The sequence below is a fragment of the Pseudomonas pudica genome (genome assembly GCF_015680405.1).
GTDB lineage: Bacteria > Pseudomonadota > Gammaproteobacteria > Pseudomonadales > Pseudomonadaceae > Aquipseudomonas > Aquipseudomonas pudica.
Window position 1 is genome coordinate 17705 of record NZ_JADLJS010000012.1, and the last position, 12367, is coordinate 30071.

10 protein-coding genes are annotated in these 12367 nt (G+C 64.1%); 1 reads left to right on the forward strand and 9 read right to left on the reverse strand.

The features are described from left to right. Positions 1-13 precede the first annotated feature (13 nt). From trpE to IRZ77_RS11350, 9 genes are all read right to left on the reverse strand, one after another. Positions 14-1495, reverse strand: a complete 1482-nt coding sequence (trpE, locus tag IRZ77_RS11310) for an anthranilate synthase component I (RefSeq protein WP_061550910.1) — start codon at positions 1493-1495, stop codon at positions 14-16. A gap of 69 nt (positions 1496-1564) precedes the next feature. Continuing rightward, positions 1565-2383 carry a phosphoglycolate phosphatase gene (locus tag IRZ77_RS11315; RefSeq protein ID WP_046614407.1) on the reverse strand — a complete coding sequence of 273 codons (819 nt, stop codon included), beginning with the start codon at positions 2381-2383 and terminating at the stop codon, positions 1565-1567. Further along, positions 2380-3054 (reverse strand): ribulose-phosphate 3-epimerase, encoded by a 675-nt coding sequence (gene rpe, locus IRZ77_RS11320; protein WP_046614408.1) that lies wholly within the window; start codon positions 3052-3054, stop codon positions 2380-2382. The genes IRZ77_RS11315 and rpe overlap by 4 nt, the downstream gene beginning before the upstream one ends. A 194-nt stretch (positions 3055-3248) precedes the next feature. Beyond that, positions 3249-4076 (reverse strand): ABC transporter permease, encoded by an 828-nt coding sequence (locus IRZ77_RS11325; RefSeq protein ID WP_013970603.1) that lies wholly within the window; start codon positions 4074-4076, stop codon positions 3249-3251. Positions 4077-4087: 11 nt separating this feature from the next. Beyond that, a complete protein-coding gene (locus IRZ77_RS11330; protein WP_196173512.1) occupies positions 4088-5335 on the reverse strand; it encodes an ABC transporter permease in 1248 nt (415 codons plus the stop codon). A gap of 313 nt (positions 5336-5648) precedes the next feature. Next, positions 5649-6683 (reverse strand): ABC transporter substrate-binding protein, encoded by a 1035-nt coding sequence (locus IRZ77_RS11335; RefSeq protein ID WP_046614409.1) that lies wholly within the window; start codon positions 6681-6683, stop codon positions 5649-5651. 40 nt (positions 6684-6723) lie between these two features. Then, complete coding sequence (locus IRZ77_RS11340) at positions 6724-7848, reverse strand: ABC transporter ATP-binding protein (protein WP_196173514.1); 1125 nt, start codon at positions 7846-7848, stop codon at positions 6724-6726. Positions 7849-8142: 294 nt separating this feature from the next. After that, on the reverse strand, positions 8143-8775 hold the full coding sequence (locus IRZ77_RS11345; protein WP_170929296.1) for a response regulator: 633 nt from the start codon (positions 8773-8775) through the stop codon (positions 8143-8145). Positions 8776-8782: 7 nt separating this feature from the next. Then, positions 8783-11170, reverse strand: a complete 2388-nt coding sequence (locus IRZ77_RS11350) for a PAS domain-containing sensor histidine kinase (RefSeq protein ID WP_108481026.1) — start codon at positions 11168-11170, stop codon at positions 8783-8785. 94 nt (positions 11171-11264) lie between these two features. Between IRZ77_RS11350 and IRZ77_RS11355 the strand changes: the two genes are divergently transcribed. Further along, positions 11265-12260, forward strand: a complete 996-nt coding sequence (locus IRZ77_RS11355) for an alpha/beta hydrolase family protein (protein WP_153671263.1) — start codon at positions 11265-11267, stop codon at positions 12258-12260. The last annotated feature ends 107 nt before the right edge of the window (positions 12261-12367 follow it).

Sequence of the window (12367 nt, forward strand, 5' to 3'; positions counted from 1 at the left end):
AGCCCCGATCAACTTACTTGGCCGAAGTCTGCTCAGCCAACGCCACCGCGCGGAACATCGCCCGGCGCTTGTTGATGGTTTCTTCCCACTCCAGCGCCGGCACCGAGTCGGCAACGATGCCGCCCCCGGCCTGCACATGCAGCTCACCGTCCTTGATTACCGCGGTACGGATGGCAATGGCGGTATCCATGTTGCCGTTCCACGCGAAGTAACCGACAGCACCACCGTAAACACCACGCTTGACCGGCTCCAGTTCGTCGATGATCTCCATCGCACGAATTTTCGGCGCCCCCGAAAGCGTCCCGGCCGGCAGGATCGCCCGCAGCGCGTCCATCGCAGTCAGCCCTTCGCGCAGCTGGCCAGTGACATTGGACACAATGTGCATCACGTTGGAGTAACGCTCGATCACCATCTTTTCGGTCAGGCGCACGCTGCCAGTCGAGGACACGCGACCGACGTCGTTACGGCCCAGGTCGATCAGCATCAGGTGCTCGGCAATTTCCTTGTCGTCCGACAGCAGGTCGTCTTCCAGCGCGCGGTCGGCCTCTTCGGTAGCACCACGCGGGCGGGTGCCTGCAATCGGGCGCACGGTGACCAGGTTGTCCTCGACGCGCACCAGCACCTCGGGCGAGCTGCCGACAACATGGAAGTCGCCAAAGTTGAAGAAGTACATGTACGGCGTCGGGTTGAAGCAGCGCAGCGCGCGGTAAAGGTCGATAGGCGCAGCCTTGAAGTCGATCGACATGCGCTGCGACGGCACCACCTGCATGCAGTCACCGGCCAGGATGTATTCCTTGATGCGGCCGACGGCGTTCTCGTAATCCTCGCGGGTATAGCTGGAGCGGAACTCCGGCTCGGCAGCCTGTGGGCCACTCAGGTCCAGGCCACGGCGTGGGGTGATCGGCTGACGCAGGGTTTCCAGCAGGCCTTGCAGACGCGCCTGGCCCTGTTCGAAAGCCTGCTCTTGAGCCGGGTCGACCAGCACGATCGCGTGCATCTTGCCCGCCAGGTTGTCGAACACCACCACCGCGTCGGACACCATCAGCAGGATATCCGGTACGCCCAGCGGGTCCGGGTTGGGGCTGGCCCCCAGGCGCTTTTCCACATAGCGCACGCAGTCGTAGCCGAAGTAGCCGACCAGGCCGCCGTTGAAGCGCGGCAGGCCAGGGATATCGGCGACCTTGTAACGGTCTTTGAAGGTTTCGACGAAGGCCAGCGGGTCTTCGACATCGTGGCTTTCCACCTCCACGCCATCCTGCAGGATGCTGACGTGGTAACCGTGCACACGCATCACGGTGCGCGACGGCAGGCCGATCATCGAGTAACGGCCCCATTTCTCGCCGCCTTGCACCGATTCGAGCAGGTACGAGTTGGGCTGGTCGGCCAGTTTCAGGTAGATCGACAGCGGCGTGTCGAAGTCGGCCAGGGTTTCGCAGGCCAGGGGAATGCGGTTGTAGCCGGCAGCGGCCAGGCGCAGGAATTCTTCGCGGGTCATGAGTAGCCTCGTGGCAAGCAGCAATAGGTCAGGCAAACGGACGGGCCGGCACGCGCCGGCAGGCTCAAGTCAGGCGCGCCAACGCCAACGGGCCAGGGCCTTGATGACTTTCATCCAGAATTTGCCGGTAACCGCCACGGTGGACTCTCTGTCTTGTGAGGCTTGAAGGTCCGCCAACGTTATCCCAGTGGCCGGGTCTGCGCAACCGGGCAGCAATGCGCGCAGGTCGTCGATCACCAGACTGGGGGACTCGTCGTGGATCGGCCGGCCGTGGTTGTAGCCGTAGGTCAGGCCCACGCACTTTACGCCAGCCGCCTTGGCTGCCAGCACGTCACTGCGTGAATCGCCGACGAACAGCGACTGCTGAGGGGTGACACCGGCCATTTGCATGACGAACAGCAGCGCCGCAGGGTCGGGCTTTTTCTGCGGCAGGGTGTCGCCGCCGATGATCCAGCGGAAGTAGTTGCCAATCTTCATCTGGTCCAGCAGCGGGCCAACGAAGCGCTCGGGCTTGTTGGTGATCAGCGCCATTTCCACGCCCTGCTTGCGCAGCCAGCGCAGGGTGTCCTGCACACCGGGGTAGACCACGGTCAGTTCGTGGCTTTCGGCATAGGCGTCCATGAACAGCGCCAGCGCCTGGTCGGCCAGCGCATCGTCCACGGTGGCGTGGTCGATGCCACCGGCCAGCGCCCGGCGCACCAGCACCTGGGCGCCGTTGCCCACCCAGTGGCGCACCGCGTCCAGACCGGCAGGCGAGCGCCCCAGTTCGAGCAGCATGCGGTCCACGGCGGCGGCCAGGTCTGGCACGGAATCGATCAGGGTACCGTCCAGATCGAACATCACCAGCCTGGGCAGCGTCCCCGGGAACAGCTGCTCGAAGCCGCTCATGCGCGGGCCTGAGCCAGTTCGGCACGCATCCTGGCGATGACTTCCTGGTAGTCCGGGGCGTTGAAGATCGCCGAGCCGGCCACGAAGGTGTCGGCGCCAGCGGCAGCGATCTCGCGAATGTTGTTGACGTTGACGCCACCGTCGATTTCCAGGCGGATATCACGGCCACTGGCGTCGATCAGCGCACGCGCCTCGCGCAGCTTGTCGAGGGTACCAGGGATGAACTTCTGCCCGCCGAAACCTGGGTTGACGCTCATCAGCAGCACCATGTCGACCTTGTCCATCACGTACTTCAGCGCGTCCAGGCTGGTGGCCGGGTTGAACACCAGGCCGGCCTTGCAGCCACCGTCCTTGATCAGCTGCAGCGAACGGTCGATGTGCTGCGAGGCTTCCGGGTGGAAGGTGATGTAGGTGGCACCAGCTTCGATGAAGTCGCCGATGATGCGGTCGACCGGGCTGACCATCAGGTGCACGTCTATCGGGGCGGTGACGCCGTACTTGCGCAGGGCGGTGCAGACCATCGGGCCGATGGTCAGGTTGGGGACGTAGTGGTTGTCCATGACATCGAAGTGGACGATGTCGGCACCCGCGGCCAATACCTTGTCGACATCCTCGCCCAGACGGGCGAAATCGGCGGAGAGAATGGAGGGGGCAATAGCGTAGGGCTGCATGGCGCACCTGTTGGCAGAATCACGGTGGCGCGCATTGTAACCCAGGGAAGCGGATGAAGGCTGATTAGCATCAACCTAGACCGGCCTCTTCGCGGCTAAAGCCGCTCCCACAGGGACCGCGCAGACATCAAAACCTGCACAAATCCTGTGGGAGCGGCTTTAGCCGCGAAGAGGCCAGCACAGGCAACACACCTTCAACCAGGCTGCTGGGTCCTCAGCTTCTCGCTACGCCCACGCAACCACTCCAGGGTAAGCAGCAACACCACCGAGAAAGCAATCAGCAAGGTCGCCGCCGCGGCAATGGTCGGGCTCAGGTTCTCGCGAATACCACTGAACATCTGTCGCGGCAGGGTCGCCTGCTCCGGGCCGGCCAGGAACAGAGTCACCACTACTTCGTCAAACGACGTCGCAAAGGCGAACAACGCCCCCGAAATCACCCCGGGCGCGATCAGCGGCAGGGTCACCCGGCGGAAAGTCAGCAGCGGCGAGGCGCCCAGGCTGGCTGCCGCGCGCACCAGGTTGTAGTTGAAGCCCTGCAAGGTCGCCGACACGGTAATGATGACGAACGGAACGCCCAGTACCGCATGCACCAGAATCAGCGAGGTGAAGCTGTTGCCCATGCCCAGCGGGGCGAAGAACAGGTAGCTGGCAACACCGATGATCACCACCGGCACCACCATCGGCGAAATCACCAGCGCCATCACCAGCGACTTGCCCGGAAAGTCGCCACGGGTCAGGCCGATGGCCGCCAGGGTGCCGAACACCATGGCCAGCACTGTGGCCGCCGGCGCGACGATGATGCTGTTCTTCAAGGCCCGCATCCACTCGGCCGAGCCGAAGAAGTCCTGGTACCACTGCAGCGAGAAGCCCTGCAGCGGGTACACCAGAAAACTGCCACTGTTGAACGACAGCGGCACGATCACCAGTACCGGCAGTATCAGGAACAGCAGGATCAAGCCGCATAGAATGCGCAGGCTGTAGAACCACACCCGCTCCACGGGCGACATGTAAGGGCTCAGCATGACAAGGCTCCTCAGCTCAGGCGCAGGCGGCTGGCGCCGACCAGCCAGCTATAGATCAGGTACAACAGCACGGTCGCCAGCAGCAACAGCCCGCCCAGCGCGGTGGCCATGCCCCAGTTGATGCTGGTGTTGGTGTAGAAGGCCACGAAGTAGCTGACCATCTGGTCATTCGGGCTGCCCAGCAGTGCCGGGGTGATGTAGTAGCCGATGGCCAGGATGAACACCAGCAGGCAACCAGCGCCAACTCCGGCGTACGTCTGCGGGAAGTAGACCCGCCAGAAACTGGCGAACGGGTGGCAGCCCAGCGAGATCGCCGCACGCATGTAGCTTGGCGAAATGCCCTTCATCACGCTGTACAGCGGCAGGATCATGAACGGCAGCAGGATGTGCACCATCGAGATGTACACGCCGGTGCGGTTGAACACCAGTTCCAGCGGCTGGTCGATGATGCCCATGGCCATCAGCGCGCTGTTGATCAGGCCACCCGACTGCAGCAGCACGATCCACGCCGCCACCCGCACCAGGATCGAGGTCCAGAACGGCAGCAGCACCAGGATCATCAGCAGGTTGCTCTGCCGGGTCGGCAGGTTGGCCAGCAGGTAGGCCAGCGGGTAGGCCAGCACCAGGCAGATGGCGGTAATCACCACACCCATCCACAGGGTACGGGCAAAGATATCCAGGTAGATGGCCTGGTCCGGGGTGGCCTTGGCCAGTTCGCCAAGGTCATCGATACGATGGTCGAGCGAAGCCAGCAGGTAGAACGAGGTGACCGTACTGGTGTTGCGGCGGATCGCCTGCCAGTAGGCCGGGTCGCCCCAACGCTCGTCGAGGGCCTGCAAGGCTTCTTTATAGGAAACGGGTTCGCTCTTGAACGGCAGCGCTCGCGCGGTCTTGGCCAACAGGCTGCGGTAACCGGCAAGCTCCATGTTCAGGCGCTTGGACAGATCGCCCAGGGTCTGGTTCTTGCGCGACTCGGCCAGGTCCTGGCTCAACGCCTTGTACACGTCCTCGCCCGGCAGGCTCTTGCCATCCCACTGGGTGATGACGCCCACGGTGCGTGGCAGGCCGCCTACCACTTCCGGGTTGCCGACGCTCTTGTACAGCAGCGCCGCGATCGGCACCAGGAACACCAGCAGGAGAAACAGCGCCAGCGGCGCGATCAACGCCTGCGCCTTCCAGCGGTTTACCCGCTCGGCGTGCTTGAGGCGCTGCTTGAGACTTGGACCTGCGCCTTCTTTGAGGGGCACTGCAATGGCCATGGCGAACTCCGCGATACGAACTGAAAATGGGGCTGCTGCGCAGCCCATCGCCGGCAAGCCAGCTCCCACAGGTACTGCACTGGCTTCGAGGCTTCTGATCCCTGTGGGAGCTACCTCCTACAGGTACTGCACTGGCTTCGGGGCTTGTGATCCCTGTGAGAGCTTTCCCCACAGGTACTGCACTGGCCTCGGGGCTTCTGATCCCTGTGGGAGCTGCCCCTACAGGTACTGCGCTGATCTCGGGGATAGCGCGGCCCCTGTGGGAGCTGGCTTGCCGGCGATGGGCCGCAAAGCGGCCCCCTACGCTGGTCGTTTACTTCTTCGCCGCCCAGGCGTTGAAGCGTTGCTCCAGCTGCTCGCTGTTGTCAGCCCAGAAGGCCACGTCGATCTGCACCTGGTTGGCGATGTTTTCAGGCGTGGTCGGCATGTCCTTCTTCACCGCGTCCGACAGCAGGCTCACGGCCTTGGAATTGGCCGGGCCGTAGGCGATGTTCTCGGAGTAGGTCTTCTGCTGCTCGGGCTGCACGCTGAAGGCGATGAATTTCTTCGCTTCGTCGGCATCCTTGGCACCTTTCGGGATGGCCCAGGCGTCGAAGTCGTAGATGCCGCCGTTCCACACCACTTTCAGGTTGCTCTCTTTCTGCACGGCAGCGATGCGGCCGTTGTAGGCCGAGCTCATGACCACGTCACCCGAGGCCAGGTACTGCGGCGGCTGGGCGCCGGCTTCCCACCACTGGATGCTGGGCTTGAGTTCGTCGAGTTTCTTGAAGGCGCGGTCCACGCCCTCTTTGGTGCCCAGCACCTGGTACACGTCCTTCGGCGCCACACCGTCGGCCATCAGGGCGAATTCCAGGGTGTACTTGGCGCCTTTGCGCAGGCCGCGCTTGCCCGGGAATTTCTTGGTATCCCAGAAATCGGCCCAACTGGTCGGTGCGGTCTTCAGCTTGTCGGCGTTGTAGGCCAGCACCGTGGACCATACGAAGAAGCCAACGCCGCATGGCTGGATGGCACCCGGCACGTAGTCGGCCTCATTACCGAACAGCGCCGGGTCGAGCTCCTCGAACATGCCCTCGTCACAACCGCGGGCCAGTTCCGGCGACTCAACTTCCACCAGGTTCCATGACACGCTCTTGGTGTCGACCATGGCTTTGACCTTGGCCATCTCGCCGTTGTACTCGCCTGCGACGATCTTGCCATTGCCGGCCTTCTGCCAAGGTTCGTAGAACGCCTTGACCTGGGCCGCCTTGTTGGCACCGCCGAACGAAACCACGGTGAGGTCTGCGGCCATGGCCTGGCCAGCGGCGAACAGCCCCAGGGCCAGGGCGGTCAGTTTCAACTGCTTACGCATTATTATTCTCTCCACAGTACAGGGTTGGTGAAGCTATCCATCAATGGGCTTCGGCAATCGGATCGAGCGCGCGGGCGTGCTCCACCTCCCAGCCCAGCGGTACCACATCGCCCACGGCCAGCGCCGGGTCGAGCTCGGCAATCGGCTGTTTCACGAAGAAGTCGCCCTTGCCGCAAACTTCCAGGCGCACCCGCACGTGGTCGCCCAGGTAAATGAATTCGGCCACCCGGCCCGAGAAGCGGTTCACGCAGCTTTCGCTGTGGCCGTTCAGGCGCACGCGCTCCGGGCGGATGGACAGGGTCACCGGCTCGCCGGCCTGGCCGACATTTACCGCCAGCGCCTCGACCCGCTCGCCACGCGGCAACTGCACTTGGCAGCGTTTGCCATCGCTGGCGAGCAAGGTGCCGTTGATGCGGTTGTTCTCGCCGATGAAGTTGGCGACGAAGGTGTTGCAGGGTTCTTCGTACAGCGTGCGCGGGTCGGCGATCTGCTGGATTTCGCCCTGGTGGAACACGGCCACCCGGTCTGACATGGTCAGCGCTTCGCCCTGGTCGTGGGTCACGTACACCACGGTCACGCCCAGGCGCTGGTGGATGTGCTTGATCTCCATCTGCATGTGCTCGCGCAGCTGCTTGTCCAGCGCGCCCAGCGGTTCGTCCATCAGCACCAGCTGCGGCTCGAACACCAGCGCGCGGGCCAGGGCCACACGCTGCTGCTGGCCTCCGGACAGCTGGCCGGGGTAACGCTTGGCGAAGGCATCGAGCTGGACCATGTTCAGCACCCGCTTGACCCGCTCGCTGATGTCGGTCTTGCTCAGGTTGCGCACGGTCAGCGGGAAGGCCAGATTCTCGGCCACGGTCATGTGAGGGAACAGCGCGTAGTTCTGGAACACCATGCCGATGTCGCGCTTGTGCGGCGGCACGTTGTTGATCGAGCGCCCGACCAGCTGGATTTCACCGGCGGTGGGGGTTTCGAAGCCGGCCAGCATCATCAGGCTGGTGGTCTTGCCCGAGCCGGATGGGCCAAGCAGAGTGAGGAACTCGCCCTTGCGAATATCCAGGTTGAGGCCTTTGACGATCAGCGACTCGCCGTCGTAGCTCTTCTGCACACCACGGAAGCTGACCAGCGTTTCGCTGGTTGCAGCGTTCGACTTCGCCTCGCTCATGCCTGCACCTTCTTGTTGGATGACTGCGTAGGCAAAGACTAGACAAGCGGCAAGCGCCGGAAAATCGGGGGTGGTGAGAGAATGCCATCATCCGGATGGAAGATTTGCTGTAGGGATTCCCCTACAAAGATGGCGGGTTTGGAATGCTCATCCGAGCCACCCGCCAAACCTGTGGGAGCGGGCATGCCCGCGAAGGAGCCGGTTCAGCCATAGAGATCGGCAGGTCAGGCCCTTTCGCGGGCACGCCCGCTCCCACAGGGATCTCGGCAAGTTCCGAGAACAGGCATGTCGCATTCAGACCAACTTGTGCTCCATTGCGTACTTCACCAGCTCAGCCAGCGAGTTCACTTTCAGCTTCTGCATCAGGCGTGCCTTGTGCGTGCTGATGGTCTTGCTCGACAGCGCCAGTTGCTGGGCGATGTCGTTGACGTTGGCGCCCTGTGCCAGCCGTTCGAATACCGAAAACTCCCGCTCCGACAGCAGCGTGTGCAACGGCCGCGACTCGGTCAGGCCCACTTCGAAGACCATGCGGTCGGCCAGCGCCGGGTCGATATAGCGCCCGCCAGCGGCAACCCGGCGAATCGCGGTCAGCAACAGCGCCGGGTCGCTGTCCTTGGTGGCATAGCCCGCCGCCCCGGCCTTCAGCGCCCGCGCCGCCATCTGCGCTTCATCGTGCATCGACAGCATCAGGATCGCCGGGGCGTCGTGCAACGCTCGGATCCGCGGGATCGCCTCCAGGCCATTCACGCCCGGCATCGAGATATCCAGCAGTACCACCTCGCACGGCGTGTGGCGCAGGGTTTCCAGCAACTGCTCACCGTTACCGGCCTCCCCCGCCACCTGCATGTCCTTGGCCAGGCCGATCAACTGTTTGATGCCTTCACGGACAATGGTGTGGTCTTCGGCCACCAGCACTCGAATCACGATCGCTCTCCTACTCCAACGGTATGGCCACGCTCAGGCTGGTGCCTTCGCCCGGTTCACTGTCCAGCGCCATGCTGCCGCCCAGCATCAGCACCCGCTCACGCACCCCTACCAGGCCGAACGAGGTGGGCCGTGGCTGGTCGCGGCAAAAGCCCTGGCCGTCATCGCTGACAGTCATGCGCAATTGCCCGTGCTCACGCACCAGTTCGATCTCCACGCTGTGCGCCTGGGCATGGCGCATCACGTTGGTCAGCGCCTCCTGGAGGATACGGAACAGCCCGATGGCCTTGGCATCGCTCAATGCTGGCAGATTATCCGGTACTTGCACCAGGCAGGGGATTTGCGTGCGTGCTTCAAAGCGCCGCGCCTGCCATTCGATGGCCGAGGCGATGCCGGCATCGAGAATCGGCGGGCGCAAGGCGGTGGCCACGTCACGCACCAGCTGGAACAGTTGGGCGATCAGGCGCTTCATGGTGGTCAGGCGCTCGTTAAGGCCCGGGTCCAGCTCGGCGAAGGCCAGCTCGCACATCGACACCTCCAGCTTGAGCACGGTCAGCATCTGCCCCAGTTCATCGTGCACTTCCCGGGCAATGCGGGCCTTTTCTTCCTCACGCACGCTTTCCAGATGGGCCGACAGTTCGCGCAGCTGCTCCTGGGACCTGGCCAGCGCCAACTCTGCCCGCTTGCCCTGGGTGATGTCCCACACCACGCCGTCCCACACCACCTGGCCGTTGCCAAGGCGTCGGGTGCTGGCCTTGATGTCGGCCCAGCGCTGCTCACCCTGCCGGGTGAGGATGCGCCCCTGCCAGGACCAATCCTGGTCGCTGGCCAGGGCCAGGTCCTGCACTCGGTGGTAGTCGGCGCGGTCCTCGGGATGTACCAGGTTGCGCAGGCCCATCTGCGGGTGCTGGATCTCGCTGGGCGAATAGCCCACCAAGGCCTCACTGCCCTCGCTGATGTAGGGGAATTCCAAGTCACCCTCGGCCGGGTCTCGCTCCAGGCGGAACACCAACCCCGGCACGTTGCCGGCGATGCCCTTGAGGCGCGCCTCGCTTTCGCGCAGAGCCGCCAGGGCGCGGTGGCGCTCGGTGACATCGGCGAGGTACACCACCAGGTACTCGGAGTCACGAAAACGCAGAAAACTCAGCGACAGCTCGACCGGCAGCAGGCTGTGGTCTGCCCGCCGGCACTGCGTCTCGAACTGGCCGACACCGCCCGCACCGGTGCGCGCGCCCTTCCAAAGCTCCAGCCAGCGGTCCATGGTCAGGCTGGGTTCAAAGTCGCTCAGCGGCCGCTCCAGCAGCGCGCCTTCGCCATAGCCCAGCATGCGCTCGGCGGCATGGTTGGCGTAGCGTACGTGGCTGTCCCAGTTGACCCAGAGGATGCCCACTGTGCTCTGGTCGATGGCGAACTGACTCAGGCGCAATGCTTCTTCACGCACTTGCCGCTCCACCAGGCTTTCTCGGGTGGCCAGCAGGCTACGCTCCAGCTGACGCTGCTGCCGACGCTGCCACACCAGAGTAGCCAGCGCGCACAACAGCAGCATGCCGGACAACAAGGCCAGGTTCTGCCAGAAACCCGTCGATTCACTCAGACGAGGGTACTTTGGCTGCAGCCAACGCTGGTGCAGTTGCTCCAGTTCCTTGGCCGGCAACGCCTGCAGGCCACGCTCGAGCACATCGGCCAGCAGCGGCCAGTCGCGCCGCGAACCGATGCGCAACAGTTGCGGCAGGCCGATATCGCCGACCACGGCCAACTCACCGAACTCGCTTTCGCGCGACAGGCGGCTGAGCTGGGCTTCGTCCAGCACTGCGAAACTGGCCTGGCCACCCACCACCAGTTGCAGGGCCTCGCGCTCGTTGGGCACCCCTTGCAGGTTGAGGTTGCTGTAATTGCCACGCAGGTAGTCCGCCAGCTGGCTGGGCATGCGCACCGCCACCCGCTGCTCGGCCTCGAGCGTTTCCAGTTCCACGGCCATGGTCCCGGTACGCGGCCCCACCACCAGTTGCGGCACGCGCATGTAAGGGTCGCTGAACAGCCACAGACGCAGGCTGGCGGGGGTCTGGGTAAGCCCCGGGGCAAAGTCGATTTCGCCGGCCTGAAGGGCATGCTCGAGGCTGGCCTGGTCGGCGAAGTTGCGCCAGGTAAGGTCCAGCCGCAGCGCCTGTGCCAGGCTGCTCACCAGTTCCACGTTGGCTCCGTACAGTTGCTGCAGGCGCCGGTCGAACTGAGCGTAGGGCGCCTGCAACACCAGGCCGACACGCAGGCTGCGGTGTGTATCCAGCCATTGCTGCTGGGCCGGTTCCAAGGCAACCGTGGGCACCGTCTCGGGCCTGGCCAATGCAATCAAGGGCAGCCACAAGCAGCCGATAACAAACAGGCGACGCACTCGCTTCATCTACACGCTCGTCTTGGCAAGGCGGCCATGCAGCATGGCCGTCACGGGCAAATACTATTAGGCTGCCGGTATCATTCTGGCCCTGGGTTGACTCATGTCCACACTTTATCGCACGACGCTGGCAATGTGCTGCCTAGCCTCGCTCCTTCCACTCGGCGCCCTGGCCGCCGATGCCGAAAAACCATCCACTACCGAAGCACCCGCTGCCCAAGCCCCTCGCCCGCCGCTGCTGGAACGCAGCCAGGAGGACGCCCAGGCGCTCGAGCGGCTGGTACCCAAGGCCGAACAGCAGACCCTGCAGGCTGGTGCCGACAGCTTCCTGGCCCTGTGGAAACCAGCCAACGACAGCGACCCGGAGGGAGCGGTCATCATCGTCCCGGGGGCTGGCGAAACGGCTGACTGGCCGAATGCGGTCGGCCCGCTGCGGCAGAAGTTCCCCGATATCGGCTGGCACAGCCTTAGCATCAGCCTGCCCGATCTGCTCGCCGACAGCCCACAGGCGCGGGTCGAGGCCAAGCCGGCTGCCGAGCCGCAGCCAGACAAGGGCGAAAGCGCCCCGGCCAAGGACGTGCCGGACGATGCCAATGCCAACGTCGCCCAGGCGACCGCAGCCGATGCCGACACCGCGGAAAGCACCGACGCCAAACAGGCCAGCGAGCAAACAGACCCGGCCGATGCCGAGCGCATTTTCGCCCGCCTGGATGCTGCGGTGGCCTTTGCCCAGCAGCACAACGCCCGCAGCATCGTGCTGATCGGCCATGGCAGCGGTGCGTATTGGGCGGCCCGCTACCTGAGCGAGAAACAGCCACCGCAGGTGCAGAAACTGGTGATGGTTGCCGCTCAGACACCGGCGCGGGTAGAGCATGACCTGGAAAGCCTGGCGCCAACCTTGAAAGTGCCGACTGCCGACATCTACTACGTCACCCGCAGCGGTGACCGCAATGCAGCCGCGCAGCGCCTGCAGGCCAGCAAGCGGCAGAAGGACAGCCAGTATCGGCAGTTGTCGCTGATTGCCATGCCGGGGAACAAGGTGGCCGAGCAGGAGCAACTGTTCCGCCGGGTGCGGGGGTGGATGAACCCGCAGGGGTAAGGTTCGCCATAATGGCCCATCGCCGGCAAGCCGGCTCCCACAGGTACCCCACAGAGTTAAGGGTCAGTGCAATACCTGTGGGAGCTGGCTTGCCGACGATAGGGCCA